The organism is Vreelandella aquamarina (assembly GCF_044805175.1).
GTDB classification, from domain to species: Bacteria; Pseudomonadota; Gammaproteobacteria; order Pseudomonadales; family Halomonadaceae; genus Vreelandella; species Vreelandella aquamarina_B.
Map to the genome: position 1 here is coordinate 3,058,350 of NZ_CP085232.1, position 17,181 is coordinate 3,075,530.

The 17,181-nt window shown below is 57.7% G+C and carries 18 protein-coding genes and 1 other RNA gene; 4 read left to right on the forward strand and 15 right to left on the reverse strand.

Going from position 1 to position 17,181, the window contains the following annotated elements; genetic code table 11:
* Positions 1-91 precede the first annotated feature (91 nt).
* The 9 genes from greA to grpE all read right to left on the reverse strand — a co-directional run bounded on the left by greA (position 92) and on the right by grpE (position 10,768).
* Positions 92-568: a transcription elongation factor GreA gene (greA, locus tag LG300_RS14210; RefSeq protein WP_404375963.1), complete on the reverse strand. Its 477-nt coding sequence runs from the start codon at positions 566-568 to the stop codon at positions 92-94.
* The gene (gene carB, locus LG300_RS14215) at positions 565-3,795 is read right to left on the reverse strand and encodes a carbamoyl-phosphate synthase large subunit (protein WP_404375964.1); all 3,231 of its coding nucleotides are present in this window, start codon (positions 3,793-3,795) and stop codon (positions 565-567) included. The genes greA and carB overlap by 4 nt, the downstream gene beginning before the upstream one ends.
* A 75-nt stretch (positions 3,796-3,870) precedes the next feature.
* Entirely contained in the window at positions 3,871-5,016 is a 1,146-nt protein-coding gene (gene carA / locus LG300_RS14220) for a glutamine-hydrolyzing carbamoyl-phosphate synthase small subunit (RefSeq protein WP_404378043.1), read from the reverse strand.
* Positions 5,017-5,023: 7 nt separating this feature from the next.
* Positions 5,024-5,275, reverse strand: coding sequence for a hypothetical protein (locus LG300_RS14225; RefSeq protein ID WP_404375965.1), 252 nt, complete (start codon positions 5,273-5,275; stop codon positions 5,024-5,026).
* A 122-nt stretch (positions 5,276-5,397) separates the two neighbouring features.
* A complete protein-coding gene (gene dapB, locus LG300_RS14230) occupies positions 5,398-6,204 on the reverse strand; it encodes a 4-hydroxy-tetrahydrodipicolinate reductase (protein WP_404375966.1) in 807 nt (268 codons plus the stop codon).
* Positions 6,205-6,316: 112 nt separating this feature from the next.
* A complete protein-coding gene (locus LG300_RS14235; protein WP_404375967.1) occupies positions 6,317-6,598 on the reverse strand; it encodes a DUF2218 domain-containing protein in 282 nt (93 codons plus the stop codon).
* A 190-nt stretch (positions 6,599-6,788) separates the two neighbouring features.
* Positions 6,789-7,943 carry a molecular chaperone DnaJ gene (gene dnaJ, locus LG300_RS14240; RefSeq protein ID WP_404375968.1) on the reverse strand — a complete coding sequence of 385 codons (1,155 nt, stop codon included), beginning with the start codon at positions 7,941-7,943 and terminating at the stop codon, positions 6,789-6,791.
* 109 nt (positions 7,944-8,052) lie between these two features.
* Entirely contained in the window at positions 8,053-9,984 is a 1,932-nt protein-coding gene (gene dnaK / locus LG300_RS14245; protein ID WP_404375969.1) for a molecular chaperone DnaK, read from the reverse strand.
* 154 nt (positions 9,985-10,138) lie between these two features.
* Entirely contained in the window at positions 10,139-10,768 is a 630-nt protein-coding gene (gene grpE, locus LG300_RS14250) for a nucleotide exchange factor GrpE (protein WP_404375970.1), read from the reverse strand.
* Between the two features lie 199 nt (positions 10,769-10,967).
* On the opposite strand from grpE, the gene recN reads away from it, so the two are divergent.
* A complete protein-coding gene (gene recN / locus LG300_RS14255; RefSeq protein WP_404375971.1) occupies positions 10,968-12,641 on the forward strand; it encodes a DNA repair protein RecN in 1,674 nt (557 codons plus the stop codon).
* Positions 12,642-12,762: 121 nt separating this feature from the next.
* Here recN and fur read toward each other — a convergent pair whose 3' ends face one another.
* On the reverse strand, positions 12,763-13,215 hold the full coding sequence (gene fur / locus LG300_RS14260) for a ferric iron uptake transcriptional regulator (protein ID WP_016915905.1): 453 nt from the start codon (positions 13,213-13,215) through the stop codon (positions 12,763-12,765).
* Positions 13,216-13,287: 72 nt separating this feature from the next.
* On the opposite strand from fur, the gene bamE reads away from it, so the two are divergent.
* Positions 13,288-13,752: an outer membrane protein assembly factor BamE gene (bamE, locus tag LG300_RS14265; RefSeq protein WP_404375972.1), complete on the forward strand. Its 465-nt coding sequence runs from the start codon at positions 13,288-13,290 to the stop codon at positions 13,750-13,752.
* A gap of 8 nt (positions 13,753-13,760) precedes the next feature.
* Here bamE and LG300_RS14270 read toward each other — a convergent pair whose 3' ends face one another.
* Together LG300_RS14270 and LG300_RS14275 are read right to left on the reverse strand one after the other, a co-directional pair.
* Entirely contained in the window at positions 13,761-14,072 is a 312-nt protein-coding gene (locus LG300_RS14270; RefSeq protein WP_399843962.1) for an RnfH family protein, read from the reverse strand.
* Positions 14,062-14,496 carry a type II toxin-antitoxin system RatA family toxin gene (locus LG300_RS14275; protein WP_404375973.1) on the reverse strand — a complete coding sequence of 145 codons (435 nt, stop codon included), beginning with the start codon at positions 14,494-14,496 and terminating at the stop codon, positions 14,062-14,064. Before LG300_RS14275 ends, LG300_RS14270 begins: the two co-directional genes overlap by 11 nt.
* A gap of 127 nt (positions 14,497-14,623) precedes the next feature.
* On the opposite strand from LG300_RS14275, the gene smpB reads away from it, so the two are divergent.
* Entirely contained in the window at positions 14,624-15,115 is a 492-nt protein-coding gene (smpB, locus tag LG300_RS14280; RefSeq protein WP_404375974.1) for an SsrA-binding protein SmpB, read from the forward strand.
* A 44-nt stretch (positions 15,116-15,159) separates the two neighbouring features.
* Positions 15,160-15,539, forward strand: a transfer-messenger RNA (tmRNA) gene (ssrA, locus tag LG300_RS14285).
* Between the two features lie 433 nt (positions 15,540-15,972).
* Here ssrA and LG300_RS14290 read toward each other — a convergent pair.
* The 3 genes from LG300_RS14290 to LG300_RS14300 all read right to left on the reverse strand — a co-directional run bounded on the left by LG300_RS14290 (position 15,973) and on the right by LG300_RS14300 (position 17,147).
* Entirely contained in the window at positions 15,973-16,299 is a 327-nt protein-coding gene (locus LG300_RS14290) for a hypothetical protein (RefSeq protein WP_404375975.1), read from the reverse strand.
* Positions 16,300-16,459: 160 nt separating this feature from the next.
* The gene (locus LG300_RS14295; protein WP_404375976.1) at positions 16,460-16,654 is read right to left on the reverse strand and encodes a hypothetical protein; all 195 of its coding nucleotides are present in this window, start codon (positions 16,652-16,654) and stop codon (positions 16,460-16,462) included.
* A gap of 34 nt (positions 16,655-16,688) precedes the next feature.
* Positions 16,689-17,147 carry a hypothetical protein gene (locus LG300_RS14300; protein ID WP_404375977.1) on the reverse strand — a complete coding sequence of 153 codons (459 nt, stop codon included), beginning with the start codon at positions 17,145-17,147 and terminating at the stop codon, positions 16,689-16,691.
* Positions 17,148-17,181 lie beyond the last annotated feature (34 nt).

Below are 17,181 nucleotides of genomic sequence, written 5' to 3' on the forward strand. Positions count from 1 at the left end.
CGCGCGCCCTGGCAGCGCGAAACGCCGCCAGCCAAAAGGCCCGAAGCAGCTAGCTGCTTCGGGCCTTTTTTATGGTGCTAGCCGCACGGCATTAGAGGTGTTCAACACTCTCAATTTCATACTCAACGTCGCCGCCGGGGGTTTTCACCACCACCACATCGCCCTCTTCCTTACCAATCAGCGCACGGGCAATGGGTGAGGTGACCGAAATAAGGCCTGCTTTAATATCGGCCTCATCTTCACCCACAATGCGGTAGGTCACGTTGGCGTCACTGTCCAGGTTTAACAGCGACACAGTCACCCCAAAAATGACCTTGCCGGTCTTCGGCAGCTTGGTGACATCAATCACCTGGGCACCGGAGAGCTTGCTCTCGATTTCCTGGATACGACCTTCAATAAACCCCTGCTGTTCACGGGCAGCGTGGTACTCGGCGTTCTCCTTCAGGTCGCCGTGTTCACGCGCTTCAGCGATCGCGGCAATCACCCGGGGGCGGGCTTCGCCCTTCAGGTGGTTGAGCTCTTCGCGAAGGCTTTTTTCTCCCGCTACCGTCATCGGGACCTTGTTCATTGACTTGCTCCTGCATGCAGATCCTGAAGGCGCCGCACCGTAATCTCCCTACCGTACTCTAGCGCCATGCAAACAGCATTAGCGCCCGCCAAGGTGGTCGCATAGGGCACCTTGCGCGCGAGAGCAGTACGGCGAATAATCGAAGAGTCGTTAATTGCCTGACGACCTTCGGTAGTGTTCACGATGTAGGCGATTTCGTCGTTCTTCAGCAGATCGACGATATGGGGACGGCCTTCGTAGACTTTATTGACGTGCTCCACGGGTAGCCCGGCGGCTTCAATCGCTGCTGCCGTGCCGCGTGTCGCACAAAGCGTGAAGCCCAATGTTAGCAGAGAACGGGCCACTTCGATAATCCCCTGCTTGTCAGGTTCACGCACCGACAGGAACGCTTTACGCTCACCCTCCAGCGCCGGGATGGCTTCACCCGCACCTAGCTGCGCTTTAAAGAAGGCTTCTGCGAAGGTATCGCCCGAGCCCATCACTTCACCGGTCGATTTCATTTCCGGCGAGAGAATCGGGTCAACGCCCTGGAACTTATTGAACGGGAATACCGCTTCTTTGACGCTGTAGAAGTGCGGCACGATTTCACGTTCGAAGCCCTGCTCGGCCAGCGTTTTACCAGCCATGCAACGCGCGGCAATCTGGGCCAGCGAGGTGCCGATGCACTTGGAAACAAACGGCACGGTACGGGATGCGCGGGGGTTGACCTCGATCACGTAAATCTCGCCATCCTGCCACGCCAGCTGCACGTTCATCAGGCCTTTCACGCCCAGCTCCACGGCCATTTTCTTGACCTGCTCGCGCATCTCGTCCTGCACGTCGGCAGGCAGCGAGTAAGGCGGCAGCGCGCAGGCGGAGTCGCCGGAGTGAACGCCCGCTTGCTCAACGTGCTGCATGATGCCGCCAATCACGACCTGCTGGCCGTCGGAGACAGCGTCGATATCCACTTCCACCGCCGCGCTCAGGAAGTGATCTAGCAGTACCGGTGAGTCGTTGGAGACCTTCACCGCGTTAGTCATGTAGTTTTCAAGCTCGGAGGCGTCGTAGACGATCTCCATTGCCCGACCGCCCAGTACGTAGCTCGGGCGCACGACCAAGGGGTAACCAATTTTTTCGGCCTTGGCGAAGGCGTCCTCAAAGCTGCGCGCAGTGGCGTTGGGCGGCTGCTTCAAGCCAAGCTTATCGATCATCACCTGGAAGCGCTCGCGGTCTTCGGCGCGGTCGATGGCGTCCGGCGTGGTGCCGATAATCGGCACGCCTGCGGCTTCCAGTTCGCGGGCCAGCTTCAGCGGTGTTTGGCCACCGAACTGGACGATGACGCCCACCGGCTTCTCTTTGTCGGCGATTTCCAGCACGTCTTCCAGCGTGACCGGCTCGAAGTAGAGGCGATCAGAGGTGTCGTAGTCGGTAGAGACGGTTTCCGGGTTGCAGTTGACCATGATCGTTTCATAGCCGTCGTCGCGCATGGCGAAGGCGGCGTGAACGCAGCAGTAGTCAAACTCGATACCCTGACCGATCCGGTTCGGACCACCGCCCAGCACCATGATTTTCTGGCGATCCGAGACGTCTGCTTCGCACTCCTCCTCGTAGGTGGAGTACATGTAAGCTGTATCGGAGGCAAATTCGGCGGCGCAGGTGTCCACCCGCTTGTAGACCGGACGGATACCGGCCTTTTGGCGGGTTTTACGGAACTCTTTCTCGGACACGCCAAGCAGCTTCGCCAGACGCGCGTCGGAGAAGCCCTTGCGCTTAAGCTGGAACAGCTCGCGGGCGGAAAGATCCGCCAGCGCGCGCTTGGACACTGCCGCTTCGGTCAGAATCAGGTCTTCCAGTTGCACCAGGAACCAGCGATCGATATTGGTCAGCGCGAACACCTCGTCCACGCTCATCCCCGCACGTATAGCGTCGGCCACGTAGAAGATACGCTCGGCACCCGCCGCTTGCAGTTCGCCCTTGATCAACGCCATGTTTTCGTCGTTGAACTCGGTAATGATCGGGTCGAGGCCGTCGTTACCGGTTTCCATGCCGCGCAGCGCTTTTTGCAGCGACTCCTGGAAGGTGCGGCCAATCGCCATCACCTCGCCCACTGACTTCATCTGGGTGGTCAGGCGGTCGTTCGCCTGGGGGAACTTCTCGAAGGTGAAGCGCGGAATTTTGGTAACCACGTAGTCGATAGAGGGTTCGAACGACGCCGGGGTTTGGCCGCCGGTGATGTCGTTCTGCAGCTCATCCAGGGTGTACCCCACTGCCAGTTTCGCGGCGATCTTGGCAATCGGGAAGCCGGTGGCTTTCGAGGCCAGCGCCGACGAGCGGGAGACGCGGGGGTTCATCTCGATAACGACCATACGACCGGTTTTCGGGTCCATACCGAACTGAACGTTCGAGCCACCGGTTTCCACGCCGATCTCGCGCAGCACCGCGAGGCTGGCGTCGCGCATGATCTGGTACTCTTTATCGGTCAGCGTTTGTGCCGGCGCGACGGTGATAGAGTCGCCGGTGTGTACGCCCATAGGGTCGAAGTTCTCGATCGCACAGACGATGATGCAGTTGTCGTTGCGGTCGCGCACCACTTCCATTTCGTACTCTTTCCAACCCAGCAGCGACTCATCGATGAGCAGCTCGTGGTTATTGGACAGCTCGAAACCGCGGGTGCAGATCTCTTCGAACTCTTCCTTGTTGTACGCCACGCCGCCGCCGGAGCCGCCCATGGTGTAGGAGGGGCGAATGATTGTCGGGAAGCCAAGCTCCGCCTGGATTTCCCACGCCTCGTCCATGGTGTGCGCCACTTTGGCTTTGGGGCACTCCAGGCCGATGTTCTTCATCGCCTTGTCGAACAGATCGCGGTCTTCGGCTTTGTTGATGGCATCGGCATTGGCACCGATCATCTCCACGCCGTACTTGGTCAGCACGCCGTGTTTGTCGAGGTCGAGCGCGCAGTTCAGCGCGGTCTGGCCGCCCATGGTAGGAAGAATGGCGTTGGGACGCTCGGCTTCAATAATTTTCTCAACCGCCTGCCAGGTAATCGGCTCGATGTAGGTGGCATCGGCCATGGCGGGGTCGGTCATGATGGTAGCCGGGTTGGAGTTGACCAAAATAACCCGGTACCCCTCCTCACGCAGCGCTTTACACGCCTGGGCGCCGGAGTAGTCGAATTCGCAGGCCTGGCCGATGACAATCGGGCCAGCGCCAATGATAAGAATGCTATTGATATCGGTACGCTTAGGCATAACGGTTCCCGCAAAAAGTGGTGACGATGAGCATCAAAACGGCGTAACTAGGCAATGAGAGGCAGCGCGGCTAACTTAGCGGCGCGCCTGCATCATGGCGATAAAGCGATCGAACAGCGGCGCCACATCGCGCGGGCCGGGGCTGGCTTCCGGGTGGCCCTGGAAGCTAAACGCCGGGCGGTCGGTACGCTCAATGCCCTGCAGGGTGCCATCGAACAGCGAGCGGTGCGTCGCGCGTACGTTAGCAGGCAGGGTCGCTTCATCGGCGGCAAAGCCATGGTTCTGGCTGGTGATCATCACCGTGCCGGTATCCAGATCTTGCACCGGGTGGTTGGCACCGTGGTGGCCGTGGCCCATCTTGACGGTTTTGGCACCGGAGGCCAGCGCCAGCAGCTGGTGGCCCAGGCAGATACCAAACACCGGGGTATCGGTTTCCAGCACATCCTGGATCGCTTTAATCGCGTAGTCGCAGGGCTCAGGGTCGCCGGGGCCGTTGGCCAGGAACACGCCGTCCGGGTTCATCGCCAGCACCTCTGCCGCAGGCGTTTGCGCCGGCACCACGGTCAAGCGGCAGCCGCGCGCCGCCAGCATGCGTAGGATGTTGAACTTCACGCCGTAATCAAACGCGACCACGTGGTAAGGGCGCTCGCCCTGAGTGGTATCCGCGTAGCCTTCGCCCAAGGTCCACTCACCTTCTGACCACTCGTACGCTTCTTTGCACGAGACTTCCTTGGCTAAATCCATGCCCTTCAGGCCTGGGAACGCCTTCGCCGCCGCCAGCGCCCGCTCTACGGCATCCTCACCTTCTGCATCGGCACCCGCCAGAATCGCACCGTTCTGGGCACCTTTATCGCGCAAAATACGCGTCAGGCGGCGGGTATCGATATCCGCAATACCCAGCACGTTTTGGCTTTTCAGGTAATCAGAGAGGGTTTGCTCGGAACGGAAGCTACTGGCCAGCAGGGGGAGATCGCGAATTACCAAGCCAGCTGCCGCAATCGAGGCGGACTCTACGTCTTCAGAGTTAATGCCAGTGTTGCCGATGTGCGGGTAAGTTAGGGTGACGATTTGGCGGGTGTAAGAGGGGTCGGTGAGGATTTCCTGGTAGCCGGTCATGGCTGTATTGAACACCACCTCACCGCTTGTGACTCCATCCGCGCCAATGGCAGTTCCATGAAACACACTGCCATCTTCCAGGGCTAATATCGCGGGTTTGCTCAATGCGGGGTTATTCAAGACAAGTTCTCCCATGCTGGTGGGAGCCTGTGGGCGCAGGCTCGGCGATCCGGTTGTCGGCGTTTGCGTGCAAACGTCGGGTCGTAAAAAAGCGGGACGAAGCCGACAATAAAAAATCGGTTTCATCCCGCTTGTTGTTCTCTTCCATGCCACCGTGACGGTAGTAGCCATGGCGCAGCAGTTCGCTGACTATCTTCTCTAACCTAACGGCCAGTGCAACAAGCGCGGTGCTCTCCACAGCCATTCGCTGCAGGCGTTTTGCTGCGTCTTGGCAGCCACTCGGCCAAAATTTTTGGAATGTTACAGGATTTCCTGGCCGTAGGCTAGCCCTTTATGCCGGATCGGCACTCAAGGGCCTTTGAACGATCAGCTTAGCTCCAGCACATCCTGCATGTCGTAGCGACCGTTGGCTTTATCGACCACCCAACGGGCGGCACGCACGGCGCCCTTGGCGAACGTCATACGGCTGGAGGCTTTGTGGGTGATTTCGATGCGCTCGCCTTCGGTGGCAAACATCACGGTATGCTCACCCACGATATCGCCCGCTCGCACGGTGGCAAAGCCGATCTCTTTATCGGTACGCGGACCGCACTGCCCTACCCGCTCGAACACGCCGTGCTCTTTCAGAGTACGGCCCAGGCTTTCCGCGACCACTTCGCCCATTTTAATGGCCGTGCCGGAAGGCGCATCGACTTTATGGCGGTGGTGGGACTCGATCACTTCAATATCGTAGCCTTCATCACCCAACGCCTTGGCTGCCGTTTCCAGTAGTTTGAGCGTCAAGTTCACGCCCACGCTCATGTTGGGGGCGAACACCATGGCGACCTTATCGCGGTAGCTATCCAGCTCGGCCAGCTCTGTGTCATTCATGCCGGTGGTGCCAATCACGATGCGTTTACCATGCTGCGCGCAGAATGCCAGATTCGCCAGAGTGACCTTGGGGGCGGTGAAGTCGATCAGCACGTCGAAGTCATCCACAATCGCGTCGAGCGAATCCACGGCGGCCACGCCACGCTTACCCACACCGGCCAGCTCACCGATATCTACGCCCGCCAGGGAGCTACCCGGCTCCACAATACCGCCGGCAAGCGAGGCGTCGGGGTCTTGCTCAACGGCGTTGACTAACGTGCGGCCCATGCGGCCAGCTACGCCTACAATGGCAATTCGGGTCATGGATACTCCTACGCCTGTGCTATGGCATCAACTAGAAACAAAAAAGGTGGCCGCGATTATAGCAGACCACCCTTAGCGATGCGGCGCTAACGGCAGCGCCCTGCATGCACTTTCAGTTTTCCCAGACAATCTCCAGCGGCTCATCTTTCGCCATACGCACTAGATGGCTCTCGACCACGCCCTCTAGCTGGTCTAGGTGCTCTTCTTCCAAGGTTTCGATGGAGACCAGCAGCCGCTCGGGCTCGGCGTGCAACAGGCAAGTACCGCTGGCAAACACGATCTTGGCATCCTGCTCGCTGTGCTCCACCTCAAGCTTATGCGCCCAGTGTTTACACAGGCGGTTAATCAACCGCGCGCCGGATGGGGTGGCAATCTCTGCTCGGGATAAAGGCATGCAGCTCTCTCCAATCTAATAGAAGTACTTACCCCTAGCCTACATCCCCGCAGCGAAAAGAGCCAAGCAGCGAATGAGAATTCCTTGCAACGGTGTGTTCACTTCGCTGCGCCTCATAGAAAAGCCAGCACCTAGTAGGCACTGGCTTCTGACAACGTTATGTAAGCTGACTAACGTTAATAAAGACTTCTTACGGCTTCATATCTTCAAAGAACTTCTTCACGCTATCGAAGAAGCCGGTCTTCTTCGGTGAGTGGCTGTGGCTGTTGCTGCCATCGAAGCTCTCTTGCAGCTGGCGAAGCAGGTCTTTCTGCTCGTCGTTGAGGTTGACGGGCGTTTCCAACACTACTTTGCACAGCAGGTCGCCGGGGGCGCCGCCGCGGACCGGTTTCACGCCTTTACCGCGTAGGCGGAAGAGTTTACCGGTTTGGGTTTCCGGCGGAATCTTCAGTTTCACGCGGCCATCCAGCGTGGGTACTTCCAGCTCGCCACCTAATGCTGCATCGACAAAGTTGATCGGCACGTCACACTGTAGGTGCTTGCCGTCGCGCTTGAAGATGTGGTGCGGCTTGATGGCGACCTGAACATACAAATCGCCCGCTGGGCCGCCGTTGACGCCGCTCTCGCCTTCGCCGTTGAGACGAATGCGGTCGCCGGTATCCACGCCTGGCGGAATCTTCACCGAGAGGGTGCGAGTTTCGCGCACGCGGCCTTCACCGTTACATTTGTGGCACGGCACTTTGATGTGCTGGCCACTGCCATGACAGGTCGGGCAAGTTTGCTGAACCGCGAAGAAGCCCTGCTGCATGCGCACCTGGCCGTGTCCGTGGCAGGTGGGGCAGGTCTCTTTGGTAGAGCCCGGCTCGGCGCCGCCACCGTCGCAGCGGTCACACTCGATATGGCGCGGGACGCGAATGTCCACCGTGGTACCCGCGACCGCGCTCTCTAGATCCAGCTCTAGGTTGTAGCGCAGGTCAGAACCACGGGCGGGTGAGTTGGGTCCACGACGACGACCACCGCCGCCACCGAAAATATCGCCAAACACATCGCCGAAGATGTCGCTGAAATCGCCTGCGCCACCGCCGCCGAAGCCACCACCGCCAAAGCCGCCGCCCTGGCCATCCACACCGGCGTGACCAAACTGGTCGTAGGCCGCGCGCTTCTCGCCATCGCTCAAGACTTCGTAGGCTTCTGACACTTCACGGAATTTTTCCGCTGCAGTGTTATCGTCCGGGTTTCGATCAGGGTGGAATTTTTGCGCCAGACGGCGATAGGCCTTTTTGATCTCTTTCTGATCGGCCCCTTTTTCGACACCCAGGACTTCGTAATAATCGCGTTTGGACATGGGTCCTACGCCTCCTGGTTAGCTACGCACTATAGGCGTCTCGGCCGCGGAAACAGCAACGCGGGAGTTGCCTCCCGCGTCACCGCTTTCCTTGGCAGAAAGAGGTGGGTTACTGCTTCTTCTTGTCGTCGTTGACTTCTTCGTACTCGGCGTCAACCACGTCATCGTCCTGCTTGGTGTTGGCTTCTCCAGCGCCTTCACCGCCCGCCTGGGCCGCTTCCGCCTGCTCGGCGTACATCTTCTGCGCCAGCTGGCCGGAGACTTCGGTCAGCGCATCCAGTTTCTTCTGGATGTTGTCCTGGTCATCGGTTTTCACCGCTTCTTCCAGCTCGGCGATGGCGGTTTCGATGGCCTGTTTCTCGTCATCGGTCGCCTTGTCACCCGCTTCTTGAACGGTTTTGCGGGTGGCGTGGATCATGCCGTCCGCTTGGTTACGCAGCTGCACCAGCGCCTCAAACTTCTTATCTTCATCCGCGTGGGCTTCGGCATCGCGTACCATTTGCTCGATCTCTTCATCGGAGAGGCCGCTGGACGCTTTGATAACGATGGACTGCTCTTTGCCAGTCGCCTTGTCTTTAGCAGACACGTTCAGGATACCGTTGGCGTCCAGGTCGAAAGCAACTTCGATCTGCGGTACGCCGCGCGGTGCCGGCGGAATGTCGGCGAGGTCGAAACGGCCCAGCGACTTGTTCTGCGACACTTGCTTACGCTCACCCTGAACGACGTGAATGGTCACGGCCGTCTGGTTGTCATCCGCGGTGGAGAAGGTTTGCGTCTTCTTGGTCGGGATGGTGGTGTTCTTGTCGATCAGCGGCGTCATCACGCCACCCAGGGTTTCGATACCCAGGGTCAGCGGGGTAACGTCAAGCAGCAGCACGTCTTTAACGTCGCCACCCAGTACGCCGCCCTGAATCGCAGCGCCCACGGCAACTGCTTCATCCGGGTTCACGTCTTTACGTGCTTCTTTACCGAAGAAGTCGGCTACCTTCTTCTGCACCATCGGCATACGGGTCTGACCGCCGACCAGGATCACTTCGTCGATTTCAGAGGAGGAAAGGCCAGCATCCTTCAGTGCCATTTTGCACGGTTCGAGGGAGCGCTGAACCAGCTCTTCGACCAACGCTTCCAGCTTGGCACGGGTCACCTTCACGTTGAGGTGTTTCGGGCCGGTGTTGTCGGCAGTGATGTAGGGCAGGTTCACGTCGGTCTGCTGCGCGCTGGAAAGCTCGATTTTGGCTTTCTCGGCGGCTTCTTTCAGACGCTGCATGGCCAGGTTGTCGCCAGACAGGTCGATACCGCTATCAGACTTGAACTGGTCAACCAGGTAGTTGATCAGCGCCAGGTCGAAATCTTCACCGCCCAGGAAGGTGTCGCCGTTAGTGGCCAACACTTCAAACTGGGTTTCGCCGTCAACGTCAGCCACTTCGATGATGGAGATATCGAAGGTACCACCGCCCAAGTCGTAGACCGCGATGGTTTTGTCACCACGGGATTTGTCCATACCGTAGGCCAGCGCAGCGGCAGTCGGCTCGTTGATGATGCGCTTAACGTCCAGACCGGCAATGCGGCCCGCGTCTTTAGTGGCCTGACGCTGGCTGTCGTTGAAGTAGGCCGGCACGGTGATAACCGCTTCAGTCACGGTCTCGCCGAGGTAGTCTTCGGCGGTCTTCTTCATTTTCTTCAGCACTTCCGCGCTCACCTGCGGCGGTGCCATTTTTTTGCCTTTGACTTCTACCCACGCGTCGCCGTTATCGGCTTCAGCGATCTTGTACGGCACCATTTTGATGTCTTTTTGTACAACGTCGTCTTTGAAGCGACGGCCAATCAGACGCTTGATGGCGTAGAGAGTGTTTTCCGGGTTGGTAACGGCTTGACGCTTGGCGGCCTGGCCTACCAGGGTTTCGCCGTCGTCGGTGTAGGCAATGATGGAAGGCGTGGTACGACCGCCTTCGGCGTTTTCGATAACTTTAGCGCTGTCACCATCCAGAACGGCCACACAAGAGTTAGTGGTGCCCAGGTCGATACCAATAATGCGTCCCATAGCAAAAACCTCGAATTCGGTTGAAACAAAACTGATGTTTTACGCCGCTGTTGCTTAATCTTGGCGTCTGCGGGCTTTCCCGCGGGTTGCCCTTTATTTGGGGGCCGCTTGCAGCATTTCAAGGGCTTTTTTTACTGCATCGCGTCAACGCGGCTTAATTCGCTTTCTGGCTGACCACCACCATGGCCGGGCGCACCAGGCGTCCGTTCAGCAGATAGCCTTTCTGCATCACATCCATCACGGTGTTGGGGTCTAGCTCCGGGTTCGGCACCATCGCCATGGCTTCATGCACCTGCGGGTCGAAGGGCTCGCCTTGTGGCTCAATGCTCTCAACGCCAAACTTACCCAGCACGTCCAGCTGCATTTTCAGCGTCATGGAGACACCTTCGCGGTGCGCCTCGGCAGCGTCCTCCTGCATACTTTCCAGCGCTTTTTCCAGGCTATCCACTACGGGCAGCAGCTCTTTAACGAACTTCTCCAGGGCAAATTTGCGCGCTTTTTCCGCTTCCTGCTCGGCCCTGCGGCGCACGTTTTGAGCTTCAGCGGCAGCGCGCAGCGCTTGGTCTTTAGCTTCCGCTAGGCTCTGCTCCAGCTCTTCCACCTGGGCGGCCAGCACGTCGGCTTCCGGGTTGCCACTGCCGCCCTCCAGCGGGGCGTCGTCGTCAATCAACCCTTCCAGTTCGCCTTCCACCAAACGCTCTTCGGCAGATTGTTCCGTGATCTCTGCTTCCTGCTCTTGGCGTGCCAGCTCATCTTCCAACGGGGTTTGCGGTTCTTTTGCCATGCCTTGCTCCTGAAATAAGTAGCGGTGCCGGTGGCGGCCACCTGAGTTAAGTAGCGGGTGTTATCCACGTATGCAGCCTATATGGGGGCCATAAAAGCCATCTCAAGAGGGGCATTGAAGTGAGTTATCGACTACTGTATAAAACAACAATTATTGGATAAGTATCCAGCTTCTGTGCCGCACCGCCTCAGGAGGCCTTATGCTTACGCAGCTTGCGATCCAAGACTACGCTATCGTTGACCGCCTTGAACTCGACTTAACCCGTGGCATGACCGCCATTACCGGGGAAACCGGGGCGGGTAAATCCATTCTGCTGGGTGCCCTAGGCCTCTGCCTGGGCGAGCGCGCCGATGCGGGCAGCGTGCGCCACGGCTGCGAGCGCACCGACCTCTCCGCCCGTTTCGATATCCAGCACCTGCCCGCCGCTACTGAGTGGCTAGAAGCCCGCGAACTGCCCGCCGATGAGTGCCTGCTGCGCCGAGTGGTCACCGCCAACGGGCGCTCCAAGGCGTGGATTAACGGCCACCCTGTGACGATCGCGGATTTAAAATCTCTCGGTGAACAGCTGATTCAGATTCACGGCCAGCATGCCCACCAAGCATTAATGCGGGAAGAGACGCACCTAGCGCTACTGGATGACTACGCCGGGCTGCGCGAACGCAGCCAGCAGCTTGCCGAGACCTTTCGCGAGTGGCGCAGCGCCCGCCGACGGCTGAAAAAGCTCAGTGAAGAGGGCAGCGAGGTGGAGGCCAAGCGCCAACTGCTGCGCTACCAAGTCGAGGAGTTGGACCAGCTAGGCCTTGCCGAAGGCGAGCTGCAAACTCTGGAGGAGGAGCAGCACACCCTGGCCCACGCCGAAGAGACGCTAAGAGAAACCCAGTTTGCCGCCGACTGCTGTGAAAGCGATGAAGGCGGCGCGCTGTCGCTACTCAACCAGGCGTACGCCCACCTCAGCGCCCTACCCGGCAGCGATAAAGGCACGCTTGCCAATACGCTCACCATGCTCAGCGACGCCCGCATTCAGGTAGAAGAGGCCGCCAGCGAGCTGCACCGCTTGGCCAGCACCACTGAATTAGATCCTGAGCGCTTGGCGTGGGTGGAAGAGCGCATGGGCGATGTGCACCGCATTGCCCGCAAGCACCACGTCGCCCCAGAAGAGATCTGCGCACTGCACACCCGCCTTAAACAGGAAGTGGCGCAGTTGGAAGCCAGCGACGATGATTTAGAGGCGTTAAGCAGCCAAGTGGCTGAGTACCGTGAGCGCTACCGCAGCGAGGCCAAGCAGCTGAGCGAAGCACGCCAAAAGGCCGCTGTGCGCTTGGGTAAAGAGGTGCAGCAGCAGCTGGCGTTTTTGGCGATGGGCAAAGCACGTTTTGAAGTGGACGTGACTCCCCGCGAAACGCCCTCGCCGGAAGGCCTGGACCACGTTCAGTTTCTAATTAGCGCCAACCCTGGCCAGCCTGCACGGCCACTCACCAAAGTTGCCTCCGGCGGTGAGCTGTCGCGCATTAGCCTGGCGATTCAGGTAGTGGCTGCCTCGCACTCAACGATTCCCAGCCTGGTCTTCGATGAGGTGGACGTGGGTATCTCAGGGGCAACGGCGGAAATCGTCGGGCAGCTGCTGCGTAAACTCGGGGAAAACGGCCAGGTAATGACCGTGACCCACCTACCCCAGGTGGCCGCCCAAGCGCACCAGCACTTACACATAGAAAAACGCGCCAAGCGGGATACCACCCAAACCCATATGGCGCTGCTGGACGAGCGCGGCCGGATCAGCGAGCTGGCGCGCATGTTAGGGGGTATCACACTCTCCGACCAAACCCTGGCCCATGCACGGGAAATGCTCTACGCCAGCCAGCGCCCACCCCACTGATCTACCAACGGCGCGCCCTACCCCAAGCCTCCGTTGGATACAAAACGCCCCCAGAGCGCCAGTGAAACTTTCACTCGCACTTTGGGGGCGTTTTTTACACAGCGTTGTGCTTAACGATTCACTATTTGCGATTCGTTGGGCCGCTGTCCTGGCGTGTCACGTCCGACCCGCGGGGGCGTACGTACAGTACCAGGGCATGGTCCACTAGCTCGTAGCCGTGCTCTTCGGCGATCTCTTGCTGGCGACGCTCGATGATGTCATCGACGAATTCGATGATTTCACCGCTTTCCAGACACACCATATGGTCGTGGTGGTCCTCTTGGGTCATCTCGAAGACCGCATGGCCACCGTCGAAGTTGTGACGAATCACAAGGCCCGCTGACTCAAACTGAGTCAATACGCGGTAGACGGTTGCCAGGCCAACATCCTCGCCCGCATCAATCAGTGTTTTATACACTTCTTCTGCGCTAAGGTGGTGTTGGCCCGAAGCATTTTCGAGAATCTGCAGGATCTTGACGCGCGGCAGGGTCACTTTCAGCCCGGCTTTGCGCAGTTCATGGTTCTGATCGGCCATGGTTGCTCTTCGCAGTAACAGGTTAGGTCGGGTATCATCGACCGAAACCACGATAGTGAAGAACAGGCTCAAATGCAAAAATTGACTCGTATCATTACCCTTTCCGTCGCCCTGGCCGTTGTCAGCGGCTGTAGTTATGTCGGCGTTTATAAGCGCGACATTCCTCAGGGCAACCTGATCACCCAGGAGATGGTTAGCCAGCTCCAACCGGGCATGACCCAAGAGCAGGTAGCCTACGTAATGGGCCGCCCGCTGCTGGAAGCGCCCTTCGACTCCCGCGAATGGGACTACGTCTACCGCATCGATAAAGCCTATGAAGGTGTTGAGCAGCGCCGCGTCACGCTCACGTTTGATGACGCGAGCCGACTGGTCAACATTGAGCAGGAGGGAGACCTATCCCGCGACCTGCCGGTGAGCACAGACCGCGGTATGGGGCCAGCCGTTGAAGGTGCCGACCCGCTAGATGCACTGCCCAGCCAGCGAACGCCCACGCCGGAAACCGCCCCCGAGCCGCAGCCGATCATCACTGGCGAGTAAGCGCCGGGCTACTGCTCTTTGGCCTGACGCTTGGCCCGCTCTAGGCGGGCCGCCTTCGGGTCGATCTGCAGCGGGCGATACACCTCCACACGGTCGCCCTCGCGCAGCGGCTCTTTTTCCGGGTGGCGAATGGCCTTGCCAAAAATACCCAGCGGCGCCTGTGCAAAAATGTCGCTGGGCACTTCTTGGAACAGGCTGGGCAAATCGGCCATCTCGACCGCTTGCCGTGCGGTAGTGCCTTCCGTTACCGCGAGTGCGACGATGCGCTGCTTGTGCGGTAGAGCAAAGGCGACCTCTACCTTCAGCAGGTTATCGGCCATACATCTCGTCAGCGCGCTTGGTAAAAGCATCTACCAGCTGCCCAGCAATTTGCTGGAACAGCTTTCCAAACGCCATGCTGAGTAGCCGGTTGGCAAACACAAACTCCATTTCCAAGCTCACCTTGCAGGCATCTTCGCCCATGGGCGTAAACAGCCATCGCCCTTTCAACTGCTTAAACGGTCCTTTTACCAGCGACAGCTCGATGCGTTCGGGGGCAAACAGGTCGTTACGAGTGGTGATGGTTTGCTCCACCCCGGCGCGCCCTAAGGTCATCTCACCAATGAGATGGTCGGCGTCGTACTCAAGCAAACGCGCACGCCGGCACCCCGGCAGGAACTCGGGGTAGCGTTCGAAGTCATTGACCAAATCGAACATTTGTTGGGGGGTGTGCCGCACCAAGGCGGTACGATTAACCGTTGGCATTGACCTCTCCGCTGACTTCACAGTGCCCAAAGCGTATCATGGGAAACATTTTTTCAGACCTTGAATGGTATCACGCCTCCCCACATAACGAAGGGGGATGCTACTGACAGATCAACGATGAGGTTCCATGGCCACTAAGAAAGGTAACAGTAAGGGCCCCGGCAGCAGTGTCATTGCCCAGAATAAGAAGGCACGGTTTGAGTACCATATCAACGAAACCTTCGAAGCGGGCTTGGCGCTGGCGGGTTGGGAAGTGAAAAGCCTACGCGCCGGTAAGGCGCAGCTCACCGATACCTACATTTTAATCCGCAACGGCGAAGCGTTTTTGCTGGGCAGCCACATCATGCCGCTCAACACGGCCAGCACCCACGAAATCGCCGACCCCACGCGCACGCGCAAGCTGCTGCTTCACCGTAAAGAGATTGCCAAAATCTTTTCGGTCACCCAGGACAAGGGGCACACCTGCGTGCCGCTCAAGCTCTACTGGAAGCGTAACAAGGTGAAGTGCGAACTGGCGTTGGTAACCGGCAAGAAAATCCACGACAAGCGGGCCACTGAGAAGGACCGCGACTGGAATCGCCAAAAAGGTCGAATTATGCGGGAACATAACAAGGCATAACTGGTCAATTAGCGATGAGCACGTTAGAATGCGGCTCTGACTAAGGGGGCGACATGGTTTCGACGCCGGTGACAAACCCTGCGGTGCATGCCGAGAGCGTGATGTATCTCGTAAATACCACATCACGAAAAATAGTCGCAAACGACGAAAACTACGCTCAAGGCGCGCTGGCAGCTTAAACCCTGCTAGCTTCTTGTCTGGCCCCAAGGTGATGTGCCTATTCATCACTGCGGGGATATGAGCTAAAGCTGATAGGACCGCGGTTGGCGGTGTCTTCTCGTCAACCGTTAAACTTTAGAAGGCTCGCGTGGCTGAATCCTGACCGTCGGAGTCAGTCGCGCTAAAGCAAATGACGGAATCTAAGCATGTAGAGCCAATGGGCGCGTGCTGGCGGACGCGGGTTCAATTCCCGCCGCCTCCACCAGACACCCCTACAAATCAAGCACCTAAGGGTGCTTTTTTTGTTTATTAGCCATCCTATTAGCCATCCCCCAAAGCCATACCTAAGGCATGTTTTACCTTCGCTTGTAAGGCGGCTGGCGCTTGCCTACCCAAAATCGAAACCGATTTATCCACCATGCTGGCGCTTTTTCAATTACGTGCTAGGGACGCCGGTTCAAATCCGGGTTTGGGAATTGAACAGGGAAACCAAAGGCACCACATCAGCCGCCTATTCCCAGCACATCATCAGCCTATTAGCGTCAGCCATACAAACGAAAGCAGCGCCATCATGGGCGCTGTGAACCCTTAGTGAAAACTTAGTAAGGGCGCTGTTTTACAGCCGTGTTGTTTTGCTGCAGGCTCTCTAAATTGCTCTACTTTAGACGTTGAGCAACTAGGCGAAAAATACCTTCAAATTATAGTTCTGCGTCCGTTCTGGTCAGTGTTCCAGTTACGGGATCCAAGTACCATCTGCGACTTATATTTTCAGGCTTTCCACAATATAAAAAATAATATCTTTCACCGGTTACACGCATAAAACCACCATAATCTCGCATAAAATCTGCACTACATTTTTCTTTAGTGCTAAGCTCACGAATTGCCTCAGCAAATGCTTCTTGGTGTATCTCTGCATCCTGTGAAAGCGCCGCAATTTCATTAGCTTCATTCATACCGATTGGCTCTTTGCCGCCACAGGCCGCTAAGGCTATTCCCAAAGCTGGCACAATCCATAATTTTTTCATCTAGCTCTCCGTTTTGGATCTAAAATTCATAGCGCTCTATCGCAAATTAAGATTAGCATGAATAAGCCATGCGTACTGCTCTGAAAATCATCACGGCACCTGCCATTGGGATGGTAATCAGGTGCCGTGTGCTCTATGTGTCAGGAAAGCATCACCCTTTTTATGGGGTGTGAAAATCATCAGACTGGCAGCGGGTTAGTTCCCTTTCAATCGCACGTCTAACAAACTCCGCCCGGTTCCGGTGGCCATGCTGGCGGCCATACTTCATCAGGCGGTCGATACTGGCCACGGTGTCAGCCTCTACAGAAACGATTAGGCGAACAGGCCGGATAAAGCGGCGCGGATTGTGGCTCATGGCACCGGTTCCTTTTATAGTCGGGAAATTTGCGTTAAATGCTACCATCACGCAGCCGGTCAGCCGTCCCCGTAGCCTCAGCTAGCGCCAGCAGCTTATCCTCTGTTGTGTCAAAAATATGGGCTACTTCTGCTAAGCTGAAACGCCCATAGTCTGAATAATCCACACCAGGGGGAGCCAAACCAAGCAAGTGGTTCATGATACCTTCACGCAGCTGCTTCAGTACTGGCAAACGAACATAAGGCGGGTGTGCTTCATCAAAGGCGGCATTGTACATGGCTCTGGGGTCGTTCGCTGGTTCATTAAAATCAGCGCGCTGTTTACGTTCTGCCAATTCAAAAACCAATGTCAAAAGCGGTGGCAATGGGTGAGTTAGTTGTTCTTGTGTAAAGCCTTGGGTATCTGCATTCCAGGCTTGTGCGGGCGTTAGATGTCGATAGCCCTCACCATTGCGGGCGGCGTTGGTTAACTCTTGTGAATTGAAGCGTGTCATGGCTTTTTACCTCATGCTGGTTTTTTGAGTGGTT

Coding starts and splice junctions, on each gene's coding strand:
- greA (WP_404375963.1), bottom strand. CDS start 568: ATGAACAAGGTCCCGATGACGGTAGCGGGAGAAAAAAGCCTTCGCGAA.
- carB (WP_404375964.1), bottom strand. CDS start 3,795: ATGCCTAAGCGTACCGATATCAATAGCATTCTTATCATTGGCGCTGGC.
- LG300_RS14225 (WP_404375965.1), bottom strand. CDS start 5,275: ATGGCTGTGGAGAGCACCGCGCTTGTTGCACTGGCCGTTAGGTTAGAG.
- dapB (WP_404375966.1), bottom strand. CDS start 6,204: ATGACCCGAATTGCCATTGTAGGCGTAGCTGGCCGCATGGGCCGCACG.
- LG300_RS14235 (WP_404375967.1), bottom strand. CDS start 6,598: ATGCCTTTATCCCGAGCAGAGATTGCCACCCCATCCGGCGCGCGGTTG.
- dnaJ (WP_404375968.1), bottom strand. CDS start 7,943: ATGTCCAAACGCGATTATTACGAAGTCCTGGGTGTCGAAAAAGGGGCC.
- dnaK (WP_404375969.1), bottom strand. CDS start 9,984: ATGGGACGCATTATTGGTATCGACCTGGGCACCACTAACTCTTGTGTG.
- grpE (WP_404375970.1), bottom strand. CDS start 10,768: ATGGCAAAAGAACCGCAAACCCCGTTGGAAGATGAGCTGGCACGCCAA.
- recN (WP_404375971.1), top strand. CDS start 10,968: ATGCTTACGCAGCTTGCGATCCAAGACTACGCTATCGTTGACCGCCTT.
- fur (WP_016915905.1), bottom strand. CDS start 13,215: ATGGCCGATCAGAACCATGAACTGCGCAAAGCCGGGCTGAAAGTGACC.
- bamE (WP_404375972.1), top strand. CDS start 13,288: ATGCAAAAATTGACTCGTATCATTACCCTTTCCGTCGCCCTGGCCGTT.
- LG300_RS14270 (WP_399843962.1), bottom strand. CDS start 14,072: ATGGCCGATAACCTGCTGAAGGTAGAGGTCGCCTTTGCTCTACCGCAC.
- LG300_RS14275 (WP_404375973.1), bottom strand. CDS start 14,496: ATGCCAACGGTTAATCGTACCGCCTTGGTGCGGCACACCCCCCAACAA.
- smpB (WP_404375974.1), top strand. CDS start 14,624: ATGGCCACTAAGAAAGGTAACAGTAAGGGCCCCGGCAGCAGTGTCATT.
- LG300_RS14290 (WP_404375975.1), bottom strand. CDS start 16,299: ATGAAAAAATTATGGATTGTGCCAGCTTTGGGAATAGCCTTAGCGGCC.
- LG300_RS14295 (WP_404375976.1), bottom strand. CDS start 16,654: ATGAGCCACAATCCGCGCCGCTTTATCCGGCCTGTTCGCCTAATCGTT.
- LG300_RS14300 (WP_404375977.1), bottom strand. CDS start 17,147: ATGACACGCTTCAATTCACAAGAGTTAACCAACGCCGCCCGCAATGGT.